Here is a 24,004-nt window from a genome sequence, read left to right on the forward strand (position 1 = left end):
TTGCAGCCGGTCATTTATTCTCGGACAGGCTCCTGGTCAGATATATTTGACCAACTTGCGCAGCGTCCCGACCCAGGAGCAACCGCAGCAGTGTACGGCGGAAAAATCTCGCCCCGCAAGGTCAGCGGCGGACGTTTCAGTCGGGAACGGGACGCCAGAAAAATCGACGTGAAAGTAGACTTTATCCCCCTGTTCATCGACGATGAAGAACCGGGCGACGCCGCATTGTGGGCAAAGCAGATATTTTGGTCCGGACATTATCATCTCACCGTGAGCCTCACCCTCAGATGATCTTGTTGAGCGGGTATTCAACAATCCCCTCGGCACCGAGTTTGATCAACTCGGGAACAATCGAACGAACCTGGTTCTCGGGCAGAATTGTTTCGATCGACACCCAGTCCGATTGATAGAGGTGCGCGACAGTTGGTCGATTGAGGCTCGGCAGAATCGCGGTAATCGCTGCGACCTTGTCGCACGGAGCGTTCAGCTTCATCCCCACCATCCCCTCGGCGGCCAGTGCGGCATTGAGCAATATCGCAATCTGTTCGATTTTGGTGCGTTTCCAGGGATCGTTCCACGCATCTTTGTTGGCGATCAGCACCGGTACCGATTCCATCAGCTCGCAGACGATGCGCAGGTTGTTGGCGCGGATTGTCGAGCCGGTCTCGGTCACTTCAACGATCGCGTCACACAACCCGGCCAGAATCTTTGCCTCGGTGGCTCCCCACGAGAACTCAACATCAACCGCGATTTTCTGTTGTGCAAAGTAGCGCTTGGTGAAACCGACCAGTTCCGTCGAGATCGTTGCCCCGGCAAGATCCGCAGGCTTCTGCACCGGCGAATCCTGCGCCACCACCAGCACCCAGCGGGCCGGGCGGCGCGACACCTTGGAGTAGACCATTGCACAGACTTCGACCACATCGGAGTCGTTTTCCCGCACCCAGTCGCGCCCGGCAATGCCGACGTCAAGCTTGCCGCGTTCGAGCACGCCAGCCATCTCTTGCGGACGCACCAGGCTGCATTTCATTTCGTCATCGTCGCAAGTCGGAAAATAACTCCGCGAACTGGTCTTGATCTTCCACCCCGCCTTGTCGAACAGCTCAACGGTCGCTTGCTCCAGGCTCCCTTTCGGGATACCGACTTTCAATTCGTTGCTCATATCATCCTCTTCAGTTGATTGGCCACCGGGGGCTGGAAAACAATTATTTCTTCTTGTAAACCTCGTCCGGATCGAACAGCGGGTTGGAGTGCTCGACCCACTGGCCGTCTTCCCATTTGACATAGAAACAGCTGCGATTGCCGGTGTGGCACGCGGCGGGACCGTTTTGCTTGACCTTGATAACGACGGTATCGGCATCGCAGTCGGTGTAGATTTCCTTGACCTCCTGCGTGTTCCCCGATTCCTCTCCTTTCATCCAGTACTTGTTGCGGGTGCGGCTGAAGAACCAGGTCTTGCCGTCGCGCAAGGTGTTCTCCAGCGTTTTTTTATCCATGAAGGCCACCATCAACACTTCATTGTTCTCGTAGTCCTGAATAATCGCCGGAATCAGGCCACCCATTTTGTCAAAATCGATTTCTATCACGCGCTACCTCCTGTTTATTTGATAAGAAAACCTTTAATACAACGCACCCGAAACGGTGTCAACTTTTTGCTCGCGCCCGGCAGCGAAACTGCTATGATGGCGACTATGCAATCCTTAACGATTCACCCTGACGAAACCGGACTCACCACCCTTGAATTCCTGCAACGGCGCATCCCCGCGGCACCCGCCGCATATCTGCGTCAACTGCTGAAAAACGGCAAGATCAGCGGCGACCAGGGGCCATTGCGGGCGACCGATCGCCTGCGCGCCGCGACAACGGTGCAGCTGCCAGCCAGTGGCCGACTGCAAGAACTCCTCGCCGTCCCCGCACCGCCGCCGACCGCCGTCGAGATTCTGTTTGAAACGCGGGAGATTCTGGTCGTGGCCAAACCGGCGGGGCTGGCGATGCACGCCGGAGTCGGCCACGAGGACGATCATCTCAGCGGGCGGGTCAACGCCCTGCTCAAGGCGCGTGGCGACCGTTTCATGGTCGCGCCGGTACAACGGCTTGACCTGGACACTTCAGGGCCGGTACTCTTCGGCAAGGGGAAAAGCGCCTGTGCCGAACTGGGTCGCCTCTTCATGCGCCATGATGTCGAAAAAGACTATCTGGCGCTGGTTTCCGGTCAATTGCGCGGCGAACTTTACACTGGCCAGACTCTCACTTCAGTGATTCCGGCCAAAGGCAAAACCAAGGAGGCAACAACCTCCTTTCGCGTTCTCGGTCGCTCCCCTGCCGCCACGCTTCTGGAGCTGCGCATCCATAGCGGTCGCCAGCACCAGATTCGCCGCCAGCTGGCCGATCTCGGGCACCCACTCTACGGTGACCGCCGTTATCGCGGACCTTGTCCGGAAGGGTTACCGCGCCTCTTTCTGCACTGTCGGCGACTGGCGTTCAACGACCCCTTCAACGGGGCACCGCTCGACTTCACCCAACCCTTGCCCGCTGATCTGAAAATATTTCTGGACACCATCGTCCCCGCAGCGGCCTTGCCCTGAACCGTGTCACGTCGCCGGTGCGGAAAATCTGGTTTTGCGGAAAACCTTTTCATCGCACCATTTTCAGGCTAGAATAGCAGCTGTTATTCCTCTGACGACCCTGAGCGATTGTCCCGACTATGACTCCACGACGTCTGCTACTCAGTATTGCCCTCCTGGTTGGCCTGATCATCGGGGTGGCTTGCGCCGTCTTCATCAGCACGTTTGACATTAACGATTATCGCGCCACGCTCGAAAAATCGCTCAGCGAAGCTCTGGCGCAGCCGGTCAAGCTCGGCGCGGGGCACATGGCACCGGGGTTCGGCCTGGCCATCACTTACGATGGGATTGTCATCGGGGATGACGCAACAGAGCCGCTGCTGACCGCCAGGCAATTGATGTTCAAGGTGCGCTTGCTGTCTCTTTTGACGTTGCGCGTTGATTTTTCGCACGTCTCGCTGCTGCAACCGGTGCTGCGTCTGAACACAGTCGAAAACAGTTTGACGAACGGCTCAGGGGTGACCCTGGGAGCGCAAAACACCCTGCAGACCTTGATTCATTCGCTGGACATCCGCGACGGCAAGATCATCTGGAACGGAGGTTCCGCGCAACAACCACGCAGCGTGGTCCTCGACCAGCTGAATGCCGCGGTCTCCAACCTGGCGTTCGATCGACCGATCAAGCTCCAGCTGCAAACCCGTATCAACAGTCATGGCGACACAATCCCTTTGCAGGCGGTCGGCAAGATCACCCTCCCGCGTCAGGCTGACTGGCGCCAGATTGTGACCGATCTGGAAATCCGCGCCGAGGCGCTGCCCGCTGCGATGTTTAATCAATTCCTCCCCCCCGACATCACCCTGGCCGCCGCCGGCCCGTTCACGCTGCGGCTGGAACTCGACGGTTCCCCCCAATCCGGTCTGCGCACGGCAGCACAACTGAAAGCTAAAAAACCGCGCCTCATCCTGCCGAATCAGGAAACTCTCCCGCTGACCGAGCTGGCACTGGCAGGGGTCTGGACGACAGGGAAAGAACAACGTATCGACCAGCTGCGCCTGACGACGGGTGCGGCGGTCGTCGCCGGGGAAATCGTTCTCTCTGGACCGGCGGAGAACCGCTATTGTGCCGGACGGCTGAGCGGAACGATCCCTGAACTGAATCGTTTTCAGGCTGCACTGCAAAACTGGTTCCCCGCTGCGGGGGTTGCCTCCGGGTCGTTTGGCGGTCAGCTGCAATGTTCTGAATTTTCCTTTGCCGGAGCGCTTTCCGCCTGGCAGGGGCCGTGGCGCGAGCTGCCGATCAAAAGCGCCGCACTCCGCCTGTCAAATCTTGCCGTCCCTCTCCCTGACGGCCTGTCATTCACCGCTGGCGAGGTCAATATCGATTTCAGGAACGACATCCTGACCTTCAGCGATGGTCACGGGCGACTGGCCAAACAGCCGCTGAGCTTCTCGGGCACCGTGACCCATCCGGCAACAGATGGTGCCCTTGACCTGTTCCTCGACACAACGGTGTCATCTGCCGTCTTGACCCCTTTGCCCTTCAACCTTCCCGCAGCCTTGGCCCTCAGCGGGAATATTCCGCTCACCGCGCGCCTTGGCGGGCAACTGACCTCACCCGAGATCCGGCTCGTTGCCGACCTGACACCGTTCGCTGTCAGCCGGGACGCTCATCCGCTGAAAAGAGTGGACGAGCCCGGACGTTTCACCGCCATGCTGACGGCAACCGATCCTGAACGGTGGCGCGGCGACGCCCTCCTTGAAATACCGCTGATCACTCTTGCCATCGACGGGACCAGGCAACGCGGCGGTGATCAAACCTTTCAGCTGAACATTGCAGCCCCTGCCACACCGTTGTCCCGCTTCACGACGCTCCTGCCAGAGCTGGCCACACTCCGTCCCGCCGGAACAATCAGCGGGAATTATCAGCTCAGCGGCGCCGCAGGACAACCGACCCGCCATGCCGGAACGCTGCAATTAAACGCTGTCGGCGTCTCGCTGCACGGCGTTGTCGCCGATATTTCCGCGCTCAACGGAGTGATCAACATCACCCACGAGCAACTTGACGGTACCGGCTTGACCGCAGTGATCGGTGCATCCCCCGCAGCCTTTGATCTGCATGTTGCTGACTTGACCGCACCGGTCGTCGACATCGCCTTGCGCGTTCCACAAATGCGTGCCGATGAGTTGATTTTTTATTCCCCCACCCGCACCCTGCACGATCTTGACGCCCGGTTACGCATCGGCGCTGAGCATATCGAATTCAGTCGGGTCAATGTTCGTCTGCCTGCGGGGACCTCGGCGACGGTGACCGGGTACGCCGACTGGCACGATCAGGTCAAAGTCAAGCTGGATATTGCCGGAAAGTGGGCTGATGTCGATGAAATCATCGGTTTATGGAGTGACCCGCACGTGCCGCACGCCGCCCCCACCGACGCGCTGCCAGCGGCCCCCCAGAGGCAGAATAATCACGATGTTTTCGTCGATATTGCTGTCAAGGCCGACAACGGGGTGATCAAAAACTTTACCTTTCGCGACGCCGAAGCGCGCATCGTCTGGCGCGATGATAAATTGATCATTCATCCGCTGACCTTCTCTGGAGACCCCGGATTTTGCACTGGGCAGGTGATTTTTGAAAGCCATCCGGGTGCACGTTCCCGGCTGCGGATTTCCGGTTACGGCAGTGATTTTGCGGCAGCGACCGTTTATGAGCGCCTGCTGCAAAAAAAAGCACCTCTTAGCGGCAACATGATCAGCGGTTTTTATCTCGACGGGTTGCTCAACGGCACATTCATCGACACGCTCAATGGCGGGGTCAGTCTGCACATCAAAGACGGTGTACTGCGCCGTTTCAAGATTTTGTCCAAAGTTTTTTCCATTTTAAATGTCTCGCAGATCTTCCAGTTTCAGTTGCCTGACATGGCGCGGGAGGGGATGCCGTTTGAGCGACTTGACGCCTCGTTCAAAATCACCGACGGGGTGTTGCACACCGAGGATCTTTTTATCAAGAGTAACGCCATGAACCTGTCGCTGATCGGCGATATCAACCTCGCCAACGAAACCCTCAATCTGGTCATGGGGGTCAAGCCGCTGCGCACGGTCGATCGCATTATAACCCAGATTCCTTTGGCTGGCTGGATTCTGACCGGGGAGGAAAAAGCGTTGATTACCGCACAGTTCAAGGTAACCGGGGCGCGTGATGACCCCAAGGTTGAGGCCATTCCCATCACCTCGTTGTCCGACACGGTATTCGGTATTTTTAAACGTATTTTCGGCCTCCCCGCGAAGGTCGTGACCGATGTCGGGGAGTTTATCAAACAATAGTGATGGCGTCGCAAAAAGTCCGCCCTACGGCGTTACACTGATTTTTCAGGACCTCGACCTACCTGATGTAGGCCTTCGCCCCTGCAAAACCACCAAGCCTTGGAGGACGAAATTTTTGCTTAGCCATCTCATTATTTTTTGCGAGTGCATCAACAATAGTGGTGAGCGGGTATTGGCGAACGTCGGCACCCGGCATCTGCCAGCTTGCGTAGAATCGTCCGTGAATTTAGCGGTTCGGTTGAATTTTTCTGTCAATCAACTATTCTTTTCTTGGCATGCATCAGGCGGATACTTCCGCATCCTTTTGATGATGACCCTCCCTGAAAAAACACACCATACTCTTTGCTGATTGTTCAAGCGGAACCGGTGCAGCGCGAAGGCCCGCGTAATCTGGTTCGCTGACGGAGCTCCCTCATGTTTACATATAAAAATCTCAAGATTGGCAAAAAGCTGTTCCTCAGCATTGGCTTGATGATCGTCCTTGCTGTCGGCATCGGTCTGCTGGGCATCAAAGGCATGGAGCGCCTCGAACGGCAATTGCTGAATCTTTACGAAAGTACACTGACTTCGGCGCTTTACACCAATGAAGCCTACGCCGAACTGATTTACCATAACCGCCGTTTTTATCGCCACCTGCTTGCCGATGATACGCAAACGATGGCTCTGGTCAAGGAACAGGTGCTCAACAACGAGCAGAAAATTATTGCCGCCCTGGACAAATACCGGGCGACCGAACTCGTCCCGGCAGAAAGTGAATTGCTGGCGCGTTTTGACCATATCTGGGGCAGGTACCTTGAAGCCAAAGATACCGTTTTCACGCTCTCTGCCGCGATGAGAAAGAAGGAGGCCCTTGACCTGTCCGAATCGATGGGACGACCGTTATTCAAGGAGCTTGACGGAATTCTTTCCGCCTTGCTCCGTTTCAATCAGGAGGAGGGGAAGAAAAGTCGCAATGCGGCGGAAATATTTTTCCACAACGAGCGCGGCAAGATGGTTGCGGGGCTGATCCTGCTGATCGGTGCCGGTTTTTTACAAGTCTGGTTGACCACCCGCTTTATCGTGGTGCCGTTGCGACAGGCAATCAAGATCAACAGCCAACTGATCTTGCAGGGGAGTGATCAGCTCGATCTGATTGAAACTGTCGCCAACGGTGATTATTCACAAATCGTCTCTGCTCCCCCGGAACTGCCCATCCCGAAAAGTGAATTACACGCCGACGAAACCGGCGATCTGCTGCGTTCCGCTCTGCAACTGCACGAGGGACAGCTTGCCTTGAGCCGGTCGATGGCAAAGATGACCGGGATTCTGTTCAAAAACCAGGAGAAAAATCGTCGCAGCGACTGGCTCAAATCCGGAATCAACAATGCCAACGAACAGCTGCGTGGTGAAAAAAATACGCAGCAGTTGGCCAGCGACCTGCTCGCGTTTCTGATCCCCTGCCTCGGAGCAACCGTGGGGGCACTCTACCTCCTTGATCGGCAGCAGGAAGAACTCACTCTGGCGTCAAGCTGGGGACTGCCCAAAGATTTCCAGCCCCAGACAAGTCTTTCTCTGGGAAGTGGCATTCTCGGTCAGGCCGCGCGGGAACAACGGCAAATCTGCGTACATGACATGCCGTCGGGATATCTGCCGACAAGTTCCGCCCTCGGCAAGGTGGCGACCTGCGAAGTCATTGCCCATCCACTGATTCACAATGGCGAGCTGTTCGGCGCGCTTGAATTAGGCAGCCTGCACCCGCTCCCCGATGAAGCCCGCGAGCTGCTTGTCTATATCGGCACCGATCTGGCGCTGGCGATCAAGGTCGCCCAGGCACGGGAGCAGATCGGGGCGCTGCTCGAACAGGCACAACAGCAGACCGAGGAATTACGGGTGCAGCAGGAAGAGTTGCAACAGAGCAACGAGGAGCTCGAAGAGCGCGCCCAATTGCTGGAACAGCAGCGCGAACAGATCAGCGTGCAGAATCGGGAGATCGAACTGGCGACCGAACAGGTGCAACGCAAAGCCACCGAACTGGAACGCATCAGCGCCTATAAATCGGAATTTCTCGCCAACATGTCGCACGAGTTGCGCAGTCCGCTGAACAGCCTGCTGATCCTTTCTTCACTCCTCAAAGAGAACCGCGATGGAAACCTGACTGAGAAACAGGTGAAGTTCGCCGCCACCATCAACCATGCTGGCGAGGATCTGCTGGCGCTGATCAACGACATCCTCGACCTCTCCAAGGTTGAAGCCGGACATCTGCAACTGTGCTATGCACCGCTCCTGCTGACCGAGTTGTGCAGCGAGCTGCAAAACCTATCGCAGCCGCTGTTTGAGGACAAGGGGCTGCAATTGAACATCACCCTGAGTGACGATGTCCCCGGCGCAATCGATGCCGATCGCCAACGTCTCCAGCAGATACTTCGCAACCTGTTGACCAACGCCTGCAAATTCACGCCCCAGGGGGAAGTCTCGCTGCGGGTGCGCCCCTTGCAACCCTATGAGGGGGGGGTGAAAGGGCCGGGGGTGGCCTTCGAGGTTCAAGACACCGGTATCGGCATCCCCCCGGAAAAACATCAGTTGATCTTCGAAGCATTCCAGCAGGCTGACGGCAGCACCAGTCGTCAATACGGCGGCACCGGCCTGGGGCTTTCCATTGCCCTGCAACTCGCCCGCCACATGGGGGGCAACCTGCTCCTCGCCAGCACTCCGGGGCAAGGCAGCACCTTCACCCTGTGCCTGCCCCTGCGCCCGGCAGCAGGGATGGCCGCGCCGCTGGACATACCGCCACCGTCGGCACCTGCCACCACAGCGGTTAAACCGGAAGCACTCGCAGATCTCCCCCAGCCGCTCAGTGATGATCGCGCGCTCCTCACACCAGACGACCGGGCGATTCTGATTATCGAAGACGACCTGTCTTTTGCCCAACTGCTGGCCGATATGGTCCGGGCGCGGCACTTCAAGGTGCTGGTCGCTGCCGACGGCGAGAGTGGCCTTGCGCTGGCCGACCACGTTAAGCCAAGCGCTGTCATCCTCGACATCATGCTGCCGCATATCGACGGCTGGGCGGTGATGCGGCGTCTCAAGGACAACCCGCGTACCCGCCACATTCCGGTACACTTCATCACCTGTCTGGATGAGGAGCACAAGGCGCTGGCCATGGGTGCGGTTGGCTACCTGCGCAAACCGGTCAGCAGCGAACAGCTTGACAGTGTCTTCGGCACCCTTGAGGAGGCCGTCAGCAAGACCGTTCGACGGCTGCTGATCGTCGAGGATAATGAGAGCGAGGCGGCGGCGATGGTCGAGTTGCTCGGCGAACGCAACGTTGAGATCACCGTTGTCTCCGATGGACAGGCCGCCATCGACCACCTGAAAAGCAACCATTTCGACTGCATCGTGCTTGATCTGGGGCTTACCGACACCACCGGCTTTACCCTGCTTGAGCATCTGCGCAGTCATCCACAATTTTTCCGGATTCCGGTTATCATTCACTCCGGGCAGGAGCTCTCCCGCGAGGATGAACACCGCCTGCGCCGTTATAGCGAGAGTATCATCATCAAGGGCACACGTAGCCCCGAGCGCCTGCTCAACGAAGTGACCCTCTTCCTGCACCTGGTGGAAAGCGGTCTCTCGCCGGGAAAACAGCAGATGATCCGCACGGTACTCGACAAAGAGGCGATGCTGGCAGGGAAAAAGGTGTTGATCGTCGATGACGATATGCGCAACATCTTTTCGCTGTCGAGCATCCTCGCCGAGAAAGAGCTGGTTATTTTCGAAGCTGAAAATGGTCGCGAGGCGTTGGCACGTCTCAACGAGCAGCCGGATATCGACCTGGTGCTGATGGACATCATGATGCCGGAGATGGACGGTTACGCGGCGATGCGCGCCATCCGTCAGGATCAGCGTTTTACCCGTCTGCCGATCATCGCCATGACCGCCAAGGCTCTCAAGGGGGATCAGGAAAAGTGCCTGGAGGCCGGAGCGAGTGACTATTTATCCAAACCGATCGACACCACCAAACTCTTTTCCTTGCTGCGGGTCTGGCTCTATCCGGGAGATGACCGCTGATGGACCCGCAACGGCTCGAAGACATCGAATTCAGGTTGTTGCTGGAAGGGGTTTTTGCCGCCTATGGCGACGACTTCCGCAACTATGCGCAAGCCTCGTTGAAGCGGCGCACCAGACATTGGTTGAGCGAGCATAAATATCCTTCGCTGTCGGTGGCGCAGGGTGAAATCCTTCGCGACAGCGCGGTATTCACTTCCTTTTTACAGGGGCTGACCGTCAACGTCTCGGAAATGTTTCGCGATCCAAAATTTTTTCTGGCGTTGCGCAACCAGGTGCTCCCGTTTTTGAGCACCTGGCCCTTTATCCGCATCTGGGTGGCCGGATGTTCCGGCGGTGAAGAGGTTTACTCGCTGGCCATCGTTCTCCATGAAGAAGAACTGCTGCATCGCTGTCGCATCTATGCCACGGACATCAATGAAGCGCTCCTCGACCGGGCCAGAGATGGCATCTTCGCGTTGCGTGACATGCAGAACTTCACCCGTAACTATCAGCTCGCCGGGGGAACCGGACAGTTTGCCGATTATTATACTGCCCGCTACGACCGGGCTCTGCTGGCGGCCGAGCTCAAGCAGAACATCCTCTTTACGCAGCACAACCTCGCCGTCGATGCAGATTTTGGCGAGATGCACCTGATCCTCTGCCGCAACGTGCTGATCTACTTCAATTCGACCCTGAAAGAACGCGTCCTGGGATTGTTCGACACCGCGCTCACCACTGGCGGCTTCCTCTGCCTGGGCATGAAAGAAACTCTGGAGACCCGTTCTCTGGCCAGAGCGTATCAGGAACTGGTCAAGGGCTTGCGCATCTACCGTAAAAACTATCCGCAGCAGGGGGATCGCCTTGGCTGACCAACGTCGCTATCAGCTCATTGTTGTCGGCGTCTCTGCGGGGGGGCTGGAAGCGCTCAAACATCTGCTCGGGGCCCTCCCCGCCAACTTTCCGTTGCCGATAGTGATCGTCCAGCACCTGCGACCGGACAGCGGCAGCACGTTGGCTCCCTGTTTGCAGAACTCCTGCACCATCCCTCTCAAGGAAGCTGAAGAAGGCGAAAGACCGCTGCCGGGGATGATCTATCTGGCCCCGGCGAATTATCATCTTCTGGTCGAACGTGACGGCACGCTGGCCTTGACGGTCGACCCGCCGGTGCGCTATGCGCGACCATCGATTGATGTGCTCTTCGATTCCGCAAGTGATGCTTTGGGCCGTGCGCTGATCGGCGTGATCCTCACCGGTGCCAACGACGACGGCAGCGCCGGATTACAACGCATCCGGGCCGGAGGCGGAACCACCATTGTTCAGGATCCCGCCGATGCCGAGGTACCGCAGATGCCGCTCAACGCCTTGCAGGCTGGTGGCATCGATTATGTGCTGCAGCTGGCGCGGATTCCCGAGGTACTTTGCACTCTGGCCACCACCGGAGGTCGCCAATGAGCAACACACTGAACCACGATCCGGTTGCAATTCTGGCCGTCGACGACCGTCCGGAAAACCTGTTGGCGTTCGCCTCGCTGTTGCAAAGTGACACCTGTCAGGTGATCAAGGCCACCAGTGGCAAAGAAGCTCTGGGACTGGCGCTGAAACAGGAGTTTGCGGTCGTCCTGCTCGACGTGCAGATGCCCGACATGGATGGCTTCGAAACCGCCGAGCTGATGCGCGGCAATCCGAAAACCAGCGGGGTGCCGATCATCTTTGTCACCGCCGGAGAGAAAAGTATTCAGGGGGTGTTCAAGGGCTATGAAGCAGGGGCGGTCGATTATATTTACAAACCGATTGATCCGATTATTTTGACCAGCAAAGTGCAGGTTTTGTGCGATCTCTACCGGCAACGACGGACCATCAAACGTCACGAACTCCTGTTGGAGCAACAGGTTGCCGAACGGACCCGCGAATTGCAGGAGGCGCTGACCAGGGCGGAAGCGTCGAATAAGGCCAAAAGCGAATTTCTGGCCAATATCAGTCACGAGATACGCACCCCGATGACAACCATCCAGAGTGCCATTGAATTATTCAGCGCCGCCAGGCTGCCCGATGATCAGCAACAGTATCTCGACATCATCAGTTCTGCGGCGCACAATCTGCTGATCCTCATCGATAACATTCTTGATCTGTCCGCGCTTGAGGCCGAACGCGTCGCCATCGGCAGGCGTAACTTTTCCCTGCGCGCGCTCGTCAGCGAGGTCATCGCCACGCAGAGCGAACGCCTCCGCGAAAAGCAGTTGCACTTCGACTGGACCATGGCCGAAGCGATCCCCGAGACCCTGTGCGGCGCTCCCTTGCGCCTCAAACAAATCATCACCAACCTTCTCGGCAACGCCATAAAGTTTACCGCGCAGGGGAAAATCGAGCTGAATTTTACGGTTATCTCGCAGACCAGGTCGACCGTTGTGCTGCAACTGCAAGTCAGGGACACCGGCATCGGCATCGATGCGGAAGCACTCGGTAAAATTTTTGAACCGTTCGCACAGGGCGATAGCAGCACAACCAGGCGTTTCGGCGGAGCCGGACTGGGACTGACCATCTGTCGGCGACTGACCGAACTGATGGGCGGTGAAATCAAGGTCGAAAGCAGCGTCGGGCAGGGGAGCTGTTTTACCGTGGTCCTGCCTTTCTCGGTGCCCGCCCCGACCGATCCATAGCGCTCAATCTTCCCCCAACGTCACGACCCGGTCGGGAGCGGGGAGGGAGCACGCGTCATGACCGGATGATTACCGTCAAAAGGTCAGTGCGGGTGGCCAGTGACAAGCCTGGCCGCCAACACCATCAGCTGGTCCTGCCCGATCTCACCACGAAAACCACTCAATGGTTCAAGAATCAACTGCCCCGCGTCACGACGGACTCCAACCGCCCGATACGGTACAAAAAAGGCGCACAGCAAGCCGCTGACGAAAGTGATTGAGGCGACCCACACAAGCCCCTCACCAGGGTCACGGGAAAATTGAAAGCCGGCATACCAGAAGCCTTTGTCATCTTTGGCATAAGCAGTCTGATAGATGGCAATACCGCGATGCACCAGGGGGTGATTGACGCTGATCACCCCCTGCTTGACGACCTGTCCTCCTTCGAGGATCGACACCTCGCTGTGCAGCTGGCGCAACAGGGGGTCGCGCCAACCGAGCAGGCGCAGGTCGACGCCCGGCTCAACCCGGTTGTCGAGTTTTTGTGCGCCACTAAAGAGATGGTATTCGCCGAGATAATCACCGTCGCGGGAAATGCCGAGAATCAGGTGCTGATCGTCCGGGGAAAAGGTGAGAACTTCGGCGCTGACGCCAGGTGGCGACAGCTGGACGGTCTCTCCCTCACGGGTCACGTACTCGTGAAGAACTTTTTTTTCGACGGCATTGACTTCGCCGAATTTGAGCTCGATCGGATAATAGCGCGGTTCAAAGTGATCGAGCCGAAAGGTAAATCCGAGTTGCCGGTCACGATTCAGATCCCAGTCAAAACAGCTGGTGCTGCTGTCGCCGCTGTAAATATTCAGCGTCCCGACAAAACCGAGCTCGGCGGCAAACGCGCCGACAATAATCAGCAGGCAGGAGAGATGTGCGATCGTCGACCCCCAACGCCCGAGGCGTCCACGCCGCGCCAGCAGTGGGATATCGTCCCCCCCCGCCGACGTCAGCAGATACCCGTGCCGCACCAACGCGGCGCGTACGGCCACGGGCTCGGCTCCGCCCAGCGCGACCGCTGCTCCGGCGGGAGGGCCACTGCGAGCGGCCACGGCCTGCAACAAGGTCTTTGCATCGCGCCGATTACGCCCGATGATTTTGACCGTACAGGTCGCCAGTTGAACAAAGAACAGGGCAAACACGCCACGAAACCAGAGACTCTGATAGTAGAGTTCAAAACGTCCGTCAGGTCCGGCCTGCAACGTACCGCCGATGCTGAGCAGCGCCAGACCGAGCATCAGGGCCAGGGTCAGTTTCAGCGAACTGAAGATGTCGATAAATTTCCGCATGGACCTCTCATTGTGCAAAAGTTTCCGGATTCTAGCATCATAACCGGTGCCGGACAAGAGGGTCATGGTCCCTTGCATTTTTACTGGTTCATTATTCTTAACTTACCTATAATGAAGCGCCGACAACGATGACCATTCACCACAGGAGAAGTGCTGCACCATGATTGTTACCCCGCAAAAAATCATCCGCGCCGCCTGGCTATTCCTGTTGCTATTCCTGTTGCTGGGCATTCTCGTGGCGTGCGAAGCTCCTCCAGCAAAAGAAGAACCGCCTGCAGCGCCAGCCAGGCCGGTACCGGCAACGGCGACCAGCCAACGCGAACAACTGACGGCAACCCCCTTGCTGAGCGCGCCGCACAAGGCGCGGCTGGTCGAATTGCCCGAAATGGCATTGCCCGTTTTTCGGCACACCATGGAGCAAAAACCGACGCTGGTCCTGATGGCAAACAACCCCTTTCTTGCTCCGCTGCCAATCGACAGCGCTGCCGATATCGTGACGTTACTGGGCGCGCCTGCTGAGGCGCTGGTGCCCCACTTTGTCCCCTTTGCGTCCGACCCGCCACTGTTGACCGACATGACGGTTTCCGCCGCACTGGCCGCCGGTTATTTCAGCCGGGTCGTGTGGGTGGTGCCGACCGAAGGCGAAAAAGAGCTCTTTTCCGGGGTGCAGCTGAAAACCCAACTGGTCGATCTCGGCGCGATCAACGAAGCCGAGGCGGCTTCGTTTCAGGAGGACGTCGACGGCAGCGTTGTTGCCGTTATTCGTGGAGTGCCATGGCACATCGTCCATTACACACAACTGCCGCAGCTGAGTGAAGACGTCGTCGTTTACCTTGATCTGGATTTTTTCAAACCGCTCTACCGGGGGGAGATCAAAACCCCCCTGCTCGAAATCACCTACGCGCTGCTCAATACGCTGAAAAAAAATGCCTGGAAAACCCTCAATCTGATCATCTGTCGCAGTAACCTGAACGGGTTACCACTTGAAACCCGATTTCTTGGCAACGATCTGGCCGAGGCCTTTCGCACTCCGCAATTGGTGTCCGGAGAGCCCCCCCTGAAATGGCAACTGCGTAAAAATGCACTCTATCTCGAAAACTTCATGCAGAATGAAAAAATCCACGCTATCTACCGGCAGATGCTGGAGGGCAGCCCCGCTGACCCCTCCGTCAAGTTCGGGCTCTACCAGATTTTGCGGCGCCTCAAGCGCGGTGATGAGGCTCTCGACTTGCTTGCCCAGGCGGTCGCAACTGATCGTTACTACGCTCTGGAATATCTCAATCTGGCTGCAATCGCAGAGGAAAAAAATCTGCCCCACAAAAAACTTGAAATGTTTTCTCGCGCACAGGCGATTTTTCCAGACAACCCGTTTCTGACGATCGAAGTCGCGCGGATCATGATTGAAATAGGCCGCGTTGATCAGGCGAAGAGCATGATTGATGAATTGCTGAAACGCAACTGGTCACCGCTCTACTTTCCGCAGATGAAAGATTATCTGCGCACATTGATTGCCCGCGAACAGCCCGCAAAGGTGCAACAATGAATCGATGCATTAAATTACTGCGTCGGCCAGGGGTGCTTCTTGTCCTTTTCGCTCTGATCGGCAGCTTCGCCCTGAGCAGCTGCAAACGCCAGGCGGAGGAACCGGTCAAAGAAGCGGTGCAGACGCCTCAGCCATCGACCCCGCCAACAACCGGGACGCAGCCCGCCCCGGAAGAGCCGCCCCCCCCCATGCCGCCGATCAGCGAAACGTTTGACGGAACACCGCAGCTGTCACTCTTCCCGCGGATTGGTGGCAATCGCCCGGCGGACGATGATTCCGAACAACTTGGTTACTGGAAAACTTTTATCGAGCATCTGCAACGCACCTCGGGTATCGCTCGGGGAGCGGGTGTGGACGGAAGTAATTGCTGGAGTTTTCGCGGCAACGAGGGGGTTAACTCCCTCGGATTTTTTTCACCTCTGGCGGTAAATCCGCAGGGAAATTATCGAGTTACTTTCGATTTTCGCGGCGAGCTGCCGGACCAGGGGGAGGCCGGTGTCGGTGTCCTTGAATTTAAAGAGTTTTTGTGGGTTGGAGATCAGTTCACCGAAAAACAGTTACGCGATAATCTGCTCACCGCGCAGGTCGGCGTGCGTCTGGAGGGGCAACAGGAATGGGCATCCCATAGTTTTGACTTTACCGTTTCACCTGCAACCGGCATGGTTCACCTGATCCTCTTCCGTGAAGGAAAACAAAGTCGGGTGCCGGTCTATTTTGATAATATCCGCATTGAACCAGTCACCCCCCAACAACCTCTGGAGAAATAACATGATGGAGATCTCTTTCCCCGGCGGCGTTGCCGTACATGCCGCCTGCGACGGTTTCAGCGTCGCAACCGACCAGCCGCTCGCATCCGGCGGCACCAATGCCGCACCATCCCCCTTCGCCCTCTTTCTGGCTTCCCTCGGTACCTGTGCCGGCTTCTTTGCCCTGCGTTTTTGTCAGCAACGTGATATCGATACCAGCGGGATGAAACTGACGCTGGAAACAGAAAAAGGGACGACCCGAAAAATCGATCGGGTCAAAATCAGCATCCATCTGCCGGAAAATTTTCCGGAGAAGTACCGCAAGGCGATTATCAAAGCAACCGACGCCTGTGCGGTCAAGCAGGCGATCCTTGCCCCCCCCGAGTTCATCGTTGAAGCAGTACACTGAAACAACGGGCCGCATTCACCAAAGAATGCGGCCCGTTGCTGGTCTGTCGATACACTGAATTACTATTGAGCTGCGGTCGTAAAAGTCCAGTCGGTCAGCGTTGCATCATGAATCGCATTCCCCGCCAGATCAACAATCCGGTAGTTCACATCATCTTTCAGCAGGACGGCATGGTAAATGGCACCCGGCATCAAATCGCTATCCGGGTCGAAGGTCGCGGTTCGCGTCAGGTCATCGTAGGTCAATGTGCCATTGACCACCGCTCCGGCGTCAGCCGTCAATGAAAAGAGGTTACCCAGCCCGGTCGCCGGGTCGACGGGCGACCCGTTAGTGTCAAACAGCTGGATGCGCTCGTTGAAACGGAAAGTCAACATGGCTGATGGGGGAGCGGTGACTGAATTTGCTGCCGGGTAAACTTCGACAAAGGAGGGGCCGACGGTGTCAAAATAAATCCGCGTCGTCGCCACCGGCACGGTGGCACTGTTGTAGGCCGGGGCGGAATTGGACAAGGTTGCGGTCGCCAGCGTCATTCCGGCAGGAATATCGGTCAGGGTGACCTCCCAGCCGTCAGCCACAGTTGCGGAATTGACTACCGCTGTCGCCGTCAAAAACCGGTTAAAGACGAGTAAAATGTCGGTTGCCGCTACCCCGCCCCGCGTTCCGCTCAATATCAGGCTGTTGTATGTCGCGTTCATCCGCGCCGGAGGATCGATGGACAACCCCGGCACCGCCGGATCGACCGTGATCGGCACCAGCAGACTGTTGTAATTGCCCGCCGGGTCGATCGCGACGATATTATATGTGGCACTTGGCCCTGACACCGGATATTCCCACAGTGACTGATCGACCGGGACAGGGGTGCCGTCAACAGTAAGCGTGGCGCTGTCCTCAACGCTGCCGGCAATAACCTGCGACGACAGTGAGGTCGGAGTTAAAATCTGGTAAACGCTGACCGTCGGTGGAGTCTGGTCAACAAGAATGTTCAGGTATACCTGGGTGCGATTGCCGATCTGATCCGACGCAGAGACAACAATGATGTTACTCCCCGGTTGCAGATTGGTGACCGTTGCCGTCCAGTCAAGGAGCGGAGCACCCCCCGATACCCCGCCAAAGGTGACGGTCGCGGTATCACTCTCGAATTCAAGATCGGCGTACCCGGCTTCGATCTGGCCGCTGATGGCGATAACGGCGGACAGATCGTTCGTCGTGTAGCTCGCGGTGCCGGACAGATCAACTGTCGCCGTCAGGCGGGGCGGATCTTCATCATGATCGTTTTCAGCACATCCGCTAAAGATGAGCAGAGTTATCATAACGGCGCTAAACAGGCCGTAACGCACTATTCCAGACATTAATTTTCTCCGTTGCACTGATGATTAGAGCCAGGGAACGATAGCCGGAAAGAGGATAAAACTCAACTCTTTTTGGCCTCGGATCGGCGTGAAAAGGCTTTTTGCAATGCCGCGGGGATCCCCGCTTCACAAGGAATCTTCACCTGGCACAGACCGCAGGGGGTCGCATCGATACCATAGGTTTCACGGCTATGAGGGGCGGTCACGTTCCGGATATAGGCCGCGCAACCGTCCTTGTCATGTCCGTTCAGACCGATCACCTGCGCCGGGCAGCGACCGGCGCAGGCCCGACAGATCCCCCTGGCATAATGCAGGCAATAAGCGTGCGGATCATCTCCGTAAGGACGCGGCGAAAGTGGCAGCTGGAGCGCAGTCACCACCGAGCCGAGGCGCACCGCCTTGCCCAGCGGGGTGATCAATCCGTCGCTGAGCCCGAAGGTACCGAGTCCGGCAACGAACGCAGTGTGACGTTCCGACCAGTTGGAGGCAATGCCAAAGCGTGGCGATTGACGATAGGAAAAACCGGGTTGCCGGGCTGGTGCAACGGCTGGATAACCGCTCTGCACCAGAAGTTCAACCAGATGATCGCGCAAGGCCTCATTGAAGAGCTCGCCAAAATAGCGCGATCTCACCCAGCGTTCGGCGGGCAGTGCTGTCGCATGCCGTTGATCGGTCCGTGTCGCATCGGTTTGCGGCAAGACATAGCTGATAACCCGCAATTCATCGGCGCGGCAGCTGCGCTGAGGATAAGCCTGACGAAAAACTTCCAGAGGGGTCCAGTAAAACGGGCCGATATCCTCTTTGAAGCGTTGAAAGAAAGGGTCATCACCGGCAGCAACGCCGACGATCGGTCCACCCCAGGCGGGCTCATGCGTCGGCAGATCAAGGGTGTTGGCTGCCGCTGCCGCACAAAACGCGGTGACGCTTTGCTCGATCTGCTTTTTGTTCATCATCTTTGCAACGCCATTTCCACTTACCGGTTCGGGGCTATCTCACAGACCAGGGTCACTGCGGCGTGCAACGAGACATCGCCGGGCTTGATTGGCGGCGCACTGCGGTTGGCGGAAAATACTTCCGCCGCCAGCATCACCGGACGCGGCGGAAGGGCATCATCGAGACGCAATTCCGCGACCCGGACAATGCGCATATCCGCTGCTGCCGCCAGCGCCCGGGCATCGCTGAACGCGTTCTCGGTCGCTTTAACAATCGCTTCAGAACGATATTTTCGTGGCTTCGACAGGTCGAAGGATAACTGTCCGAGGGTATTGGCACCAGCATCCGTCGCCGCCACGATCAGTTGCCCGATCACCGACTGATGGGTCGTCCTGACGCTGACACGATTACTCGCCCGATAACCGATAATTTCCGCGGGAGCGCCTTCCTGGGTGGAATAATTCCACTGGGGCTGTAACTGCAATTGGCCGGTTGCGAATTCATCCTCCGCCAGACCGAGCTCTTCAAGCACGGAAATGATCCGAATCATGATTTCGGAGTTTTCTTCGATGGCCTGCTTCGCGTTATCTGCCCCGGTTTCTACCGCGAGTTCAATCAAGGTTCGATCTGCCGGAACGGCAATCGTCGCTGCGCCGCGCACGGTCAACTGGGGAACATCAGCGGCATAAACCGGAACGGTGGACCCGAGTAACAGTAAACCCGCGATCAATTGATTGATGAATTTCATCCGCCATAACCTTTCAAAATCAGTGGGGCGCCCCCGGTTACAGGTACATTCTGCCACAAACGAGCGCACAAGCGAACCGTTCAGATGATTTTTGCGTTAGAATTTTGCCAGCAATTTTTTGACTGCGGTAATATCGGTCTTTTTCCAAAGGCCGACGATAGCACCTTTTAACAGCGTCCCGCGAAATACATCGCGGGCAACGGCAAGCAGGTCGGCCGCGGTCACCGCTTCGATATCATGCCGATCCTGTTCAATATCACGCACACACCCGGTGAGTTCCCCCCAGCCATAGCGGGTGGCCATTTCCTCGGCATGATCGCGACTGAAGTCAAGGGCATAAAGGTAGCTCTGCTTGACCCGCGTCAGTTCCTCAACAGAGACCGGAGTGTCGCGCACCGCGGCAAGAATCGACAGGGTTCCTCCTATCGCCGCAACCAGATTCACCGGCGTTGTCGTCAGATCGATGGAAAAAACTCCACCATCGACAAACATGCTCAGGTTGGCATCGACATGATAAACCAGACCGAGCCGCTCGCGCAAACCATGCATCAAGCGTGAGGTCCCCCCCCAGGCCAGCATCCGGCGCAACACGCGGAAACACATCTGTCGTTCATCGTCCCGACCGGGGGTGGGAAAGGCCAGTTGCAGGTTGATCTGTGAATCGGAATCGCGAATCCAGACCAACTCCGGCAAGGCGGTCTCGACCGGGGGGGGGAGCAGCTGCGGTGGCGGTGCCGGGGTGCCGTGCCAATCACCGAAAGCCATTTCGGCAGCGGCCACCGCCGCTTCATGTTCCACCGCCCCGGCAACGGTCAGAACGATGTTTGTGGGAGTGTAGTATTGTTGCAGGTAGTGGCGCAAACCGTCCAGACTCTGGGCACGAATGGCCTCAAGGGTGCCGATTGTCGGCAGACTCAGCGGGTGCCCCGGCCACAACAGTTGTCCGGTGAGATAGTCGGGATTGATCATCTCCCCTTTTTCATTGAGGTCTTCCATCGCCTCTTCAAGAATAATCTTACGTTCAACCTCTAAGTCTCCGAACCGGGGGCGACGGATCATGGCAGCGAAAAGTTGCGCCCCCTCCGCCAGACGGTGCGGATGCAGGCGCGAATGAAAACAGGTTGTTTCAGCGTCGGTGGACGCGTTCACCGCGCCGCCGATCATTTCAAAAGCACTTTCCAGCTCCAGACTGGTGGCATGCTCGGCGGTTCCGCGGAACAACATATGTTCAAGAAAATGCGATGTGCCTGCCGTCGCCGGCGTTTCGTTGCGACTTCCAACACCAACATAACAAACCATCTCGGCGCTGTGCAGTTGCGGTTGATTAACAGTGACGACCCGCAAACCGTTGGTCAGGACTGTTTTTTCAAAAAACGGTTCGATCATGATTCTCCCGTGAAAAGCAAACAGGGGCGACCAGTGGTCGCCCCCATTATACAAAATAGTTCAGCACACAATTCAACCATTCAGTAAACGCGCCGCCTCTTTGGCATGATAGGTGATGATCAGATCGGCACCGGCGCGTTTCATGCCGAGAAGCGTTTCGAGCATGACCCGGTCGCCATCGATCCATCCTTTGGCAGCGGCGGCCTTGATCATCGAGTATTCGCCCGAGACGTTATAGGCAACCAGCGGCAGGTCGAAACGATCCTTGAGATCGCGCAGGATATCGAGATAGGCCAGCGCCGGTTTGACCATCAGGAAATCGGCGCATTCCTGAACATCAAGTTCCGCCTCCCGAAATGCTTCGATCCGGTTGGCCGGGTCCATCTGATACGAACGGCGATCACCGAATTGCGGCGTCGAATCAGCGGCATCACGGAACGGTCCGTAGTAGGCGCTGGCATACTTGACAGCGTAGCTCATCACCGGAATATGTTCAAAACCGTTTTCATCGAGCACCTCGCGAATCGCCAACACCCGCCCGTCCATCATATCGGACGGAGCGACGATATCGGCACCGGCCCGTGCATGTGAAAGCGCCTCGGCCGCAAGGAGTTCCAATGTTGCGTCATTATCAACATCACCATTTTTGATGATCCCGCAGTGGCCGTGGTCGGTATATTCGCACATACAGACATCGGTGATGACCAGCAGTTCCGGCACCGCAGCCTTGATCGCGCGGATCGTCTCCTGAATAATTCCGCTATCGCTGTAGGCGTCGGAACCGACCGCATCCTTCTCCTCGGGAATCCCGAACAGAATCACCGCCGGAATCCCGAGCGCATGCACCTCTTGCGCCTCGGCGACGATATGTTCAATCGACTGCTGGTAAATCCCCGGCATTGATGCAATCTCTTTCCTGATATCTTTACCGAACGCCGAAAACATCGGATAGATAAAATCATCGACCCGCAGGTGGGTCTCACGAACCATGCGGCGCAGGGTGTCGTTGCGCCGTAAACGGCGCCCTCGAAATTCTGGAAAAACCATTCTGTTTACCTCCGGTGCGGCACGTTAAGTTTGCCGGGTCTGATAATAAGCGATAAGAGCCGCGAGCATATCGTCAACCGTCGCCTGCTCCGGTTCAACAGCGACAGAAATCCCCTGCCTGAGCGCCGTTTTGCTCGTCAACGGACCGATTGAAGCGACCGCCACGCGATCCAGCAAGTGCGGAGCATCATCCCCAACCATCTTTATAAAGTTATCGATCGCTGACGACGAAGCAAAGGTCACGACGTCAATCTCGCCTGCTGCGAGCATGGCACGAATCCGCACGCCATCGCCTTCGGGAACAATCGTCCGATAGGCAACCGGATCGCTCACCAGTGCCCCGGCCGCGCGCAGCTTGCTCGGGATCAGGTCGCGCGCCAGATTGGCCTTCGGATAGAGGACGCGGGAACCCTTGACCCCTTTTTCAGTCAGCAGTTCGACAACCCCTTCGGCGCGATAATCACTCGGCATCAGATCAGCGTAGATGCCGCGTTCTTCAATTGCTCCGGCGGTCTTCGGCCCGACGGCAACGATCTTGACTCCGGCGAGAGCACGAACGCCCTGCCCCAGTTCTGTCAACCGGGCAAAGAAAAAGCGAACCGCATTGGCCGAAGTCAGAATCAGATAATCGGTCCGCGGCAGACCGGCGATGGCGACATCGAGATCGGTCCAATCGGCGGGAGCAACCGTTTCAATCGTCGGGCAGCAGACCGCCTCGGCGCCGAGTGCTGTCAGCAGTGCGGCAAATTCTCCGGCTTGAGCTGCGGCGCGGGTCACCATCACCCGCTTGCCGAAGAGGGGCCGATTGTCAAACCAGCGTAATTCATCACGCAGATTGACCACTTCGCCAACCAGAATGACCGCCGGGGGTTTGATCTTCGCTTCGCTGGCCTTGACGACAACATCGGCCAAGGTCGCCACCACCGTTTCCTGCCGGGGCGTGGTCGCCCAGCGGATAATTGCGACCGGCGTTTCCGGCGCGCGCCCGTGAGCCATCAGTTGTTCGGCAATGACGCGCAGATTTGCCATCCCCATATAAAAAACCAGGGTCCCAACACCGGTCGCCAACTTCTCCCAGTCAAGACTCGACATTTTTTTTGCCGGATCTTCGTGGCCGGTTACCAGCCCAAGGCTGGTGGTGTAGTCGCGGTGGGTCAGAGGAATCCCCGCATAAGCGGCGGCGGCAAACGCGGCGGTGATACCGGGAACCACCTCAAAGGGGATTTTGTGCCGGTGCAGATATTGCGCTTCTTCACCGCCACGACCGAAAACATAGGGGTCGCCCCCCTTGAGCCGAACAACGACTTTACCCGCCCGCGCCTTCTCGACCAACAGGGCATTGATCTCGTCCTGCGGCGCATGGTGCCGTCCCTTGCTCTTGCCAACATAGATGCGCTCGGCGGCTGCCGGAGCATCATCAAGGAAGACCGGATTGGACAGATAATCGTAAACCACCACCTCGGCGCGATGCAAACAGTCGCGCCCCTTGACGGTCATCAACCCCGGATCACCGGGCCCGGCACCAATCAGATAGACAATACCTTTGCTCACGTCATTATTCCGTTCGCAAAACCCGCAAGGGCATTCCTGCGGGAAATCATTCTTTTTCCAAAACCTGCGTCGCTAATCAACGTGTTCGACACAAACAAAACAAATGCAATTTAACAGGGATACAAGGGATAAAGGAGATAAATCATAAAGGCATTTCTGGTTTAAAACCAAGAAGCTGTAGCCTTGATTTTTGCCATTATCCCTTTCATCCTGTTCATCCCTGTTAAAAAAGTTTGTAACTATTCACCTGCCCACCCAAAGGTCGTCATCCCCGAGCGATCTTGTCGGGGATCTAGACTTTCAACCCTCAAAACCCTGGATTCCGGCTAAACCCCTGCCGGAATGACGTTGCAGGAGTCGCCTTCAGGCGCGATGGTTCGCGGCTAAAGCCGCTCCTACAAAAGAGCTG

19 protein-coding genes are annotated in these 24,004 nt (G+C 57.2%); 9 read left to right on the top strand and 10 right to left on the bottom strand.

What is annotated here, in order from left to right; all coding sequences use genetic code 11:
* Positions 1-36: 36 nt before the first annotated feature.
* The 3 genes from K0A93_07830 to hisI are packed head-to-tail and all read right to left on the bottom strand — an operon-like array spanning position 37 to position 1,583.
* Positions 37-258: a hypothetical protein gene (locus tag K0A93_07830; protein MBW6512008.1), complete on the bottom strand. Its 222-nt coding sequence runs from the start codon at positions 256-258 to the stop codon at positions 37-39.
* A 25-nt stretch (positions 259-283) separates the two neighbouring features.
* A complete protein-coding gene (gene hisG / locus K0A93_07835) occupies positions 284-1,159 on the bottom strand; it encodes an ATP phosphoribosyltransferase (GenBank protein ID MBW6512009.1) in 876 nt (291 codons plus the stop codon).
* Between the two features lie 43 nt (positions 1,160-1,202).
* Entirely contained in the window at positions 1,203-1,583 is a 381-nt protein-coding gene (gene hisI / locus K0A93_07840; GenBank protein ID MBW6512010.1) for a phosphoribosyl-AMP cyclohydrolase, read from the bottom strand.
* A 105-nt stretch (positions 1,584-1,688) separates the two neighbouring features.
* Between hisI and K0A93_07845 the strand changes: the two genes are divergently transcribed.
* The 6 genes from K0A93_07845 to K0A93_07870 all read left to right on the top strand — a co-directional run bounded on the left by K0A93_07845 (position 1,689) and on the right by K0A93_07870 (position 12,564).
* Positions 1,689-2,582 carry an RluA family pseudouridine synthase gene (locus tag K0A93_07845; protein ID MBW6512011.1) on the top strand — a complete coding sequence of 298 codons (894 nt, stop codon included), beginning with the start codon at positions 1,689-1,691 and terminating at the stop codon, positions 2,580-2,582.
* Between the two features lie 119 nt (positions 2,583-2,701).
* A complete protein-coding gene (locus tag K0A93_07850; GenBank protein MBW6512012.1) occupies positions 2,702-5,881 on the top strand; it encodes an AsmA-like C-terminal domain-containing protein in 3,180 nt (1,059 codons plus the stop codon).
* 414 nt (positions 5,882-6,295) lie between these two features.
* Positions 6,296-9,928: a response regulator gene (locus tag K0A93_07855; protein ID MBW6512013.1), complete on the top strand. Its 3,633-nt coding sequence runs from the start codon at positions 6,296-6,298 to the stop codon at positions 9,926-9,928.
* Complete coding sequence (locus K0A93_07860) at positions 9,928-10,776, top strand: protein-glutamate O-methyltransferase CheR (protein ID MBW6512014.1); 849 nt, start codon at positions 9,928-9,930, stop codon at positions 10,774-10,776. Before K0A93_07855 ends, K0A93_07860 begins: the two co-directional genes overlap by 1 nt.
* The gene (locus K0A93_07865) at positions 10,763-11,359 is read left to right on the top strand and encodes a chemotaxis protein CheB (protein MBW6512015.1); all 597 of its coding nucleotides are present in this window, start codon (positions 10,763-10,765) and stop codon (positions 11,357-11,359) included. The genes K0A93_07860 and K0A93_07865 overlap by 14 nt, the downstream gene beginning before the upstream one ends.
* Positions 11,356-12,564, top strand: coding sequence for a response regulator (locus K0A93_07870; GenBank protein MBW6512016.1), 1,209 nt, complete (start codon positions 11,356-11,358; stop codon positions 12,562-12,564). The genes K0A93_07865 and K0A93_07870 overlap by 4 nt, the downstream gene beginning before the upstream one ends.
* A gap of 83 nt (positions 12,565-12,647) precedes the next feature.
* On the opposite strand, the gene K0A93_07875 is transcribed toward K0A93_07870, so the two are convergent.
* Entirely contained in the window at positions 12,648-13,883 is a 1,236-nt protein-coding gene (locus K0A93_07875) for a cytochrome c biogenesis protein ResB (protein ID MBW6512017.1), read from the bottom strand.
* Positions 13,884-14,043: 160 nt separating this feature from the next.
* Between K0A93_07875 and K0A93_07880 the strand changes: the two genes are divergently transcribed.
* The 3 genes from K0A93_07880 to K0A93_07890 are packed head-to-tail and all read left to right on the top strand — an operon-like array spanning position 14,044 to position 16,581.
* On the top strand, positions 14,044-15,426 hold the full coding sequence (locus K0A93_07880; protein MBW6512018.1) for a hypothetical protein: 1,383 nt from the start codon (positions 14,044-14,046) through the stop codon (positions 15,424-15,426).
* Complete coding sequence (locus tag K0A93_07885; protein MBW6512019.1) at positions 15,423-16,193, top strand: hypothetical protein; 771 nt, start codon at positions 15,423-15,425, stop codon at positions 16,191-16,193. Before K0A93_07880 ends, K0A93_07885 begins: the two co-directional genes overlap by 4 nt.
* A gap of 4 nt (positions 16,194-16,197) precedes the next feature.
* Positions 16,198-16,581: an OsmC family protein gene (locus K0A93_07890; GenBank protein MBW6512020.1), complete on the top strand. Its 384-nt coding sequence runs from the start codon at positions 16,198-16,200 to the stop codon at positions 16,579-16,581.
* Positions 16,582-16,643: 62 nt separating this feature from the next.
* On the opposite strand, the gene K0A93_07895 is transcribed toward K0A93_07890, so the two are convergent.
* The 6 genes from K0A93_07895 to cobA all read right to left on the bottom strand — a co-directional run bounded on the left by K0A93_07895 (position 16,644) and on the right by cobA (position 23,595).
* Positions 16,644-17,930: an Ig-like domain-containing protein gene (locus K0A93_07895; GenBank protein ID MBW6512021.1), complete on the bottom strand. Its 1,287-nt coding sequence runs from the start codon at positions 17,928-17,930 to the stop codon at positions 16,644-16,646.
* Positions 17,931-17,992: 62 nt separating this feature from the next.
* A complete protein-coding gene (locus tag K0A93_07900) occupies positions 17,993-18,883 on the bottom strand; it encodes a 4Fe-4S ferredoxin (protein ID MBW6512022.1) in 891 nt (296 codons plus the stop codon).
* A gap of 20 nt (positions 18,884-18,903) precedes the next feature.
* Complete coding sequence (locus K0A93_07905) at positions 18,904-19,611, bottom strand: SIMPL domain-containing protein (protein MBW6512023.1); 708 nt, start codon at positions 19,609-19,611, stop codon at positions 18,904-18,906.
* Between the two features lie 96 nt (positions 19,612-19,707).
* Positions 19,708-20,997 (bottom strand): insulinase family protein, encoded by a 1,290-nt coding sequence (locus K0A93_07910; GenBank protein ID MBW6512024.1) that lies wholly within the window; start codon positions 20,995-20,997, stop codon positions 19,708-19,710.
* A gap of 72 nt (positions 20,998-21,069) precedes the next feature.
* Entirely contained in the window at positions 21,070-22,044 is a 975-nt protein-coding gene (hemB, locus tag K0A93_07915; GenBank protein MBW6512025.1) for a porphobilinogen synthase, read from the bottom strand.
* A 24-nt stretch (positions 22,045-22,068) separates the two neighbouring features.
* Positions 22,069-23,595 (bottom strand): uroporphyrinogen-III C-methyltransferase, encoded by a 1,527-nt coding sequence (gene cobA / locus K0A93_07920; protein MBW6512026.1) that lies wholly within the window; start codon positions 23,593-23,595, stop codon positions 22,069-22,071.
* Between the last annotated feature and the right edge of the window lie 409 nt (positions 23,596-24,004).

The organism is Desulfuromonadaceae bacterium (assembly GCA_019429445.1).
In the GTDB taxonomy this organism is placed as follows: domain Bacteria; phylum Desulfobacterota; class Desulfuromonadia; order Desulfuromonadales; family JAHYIW01; genus JAHYIW01.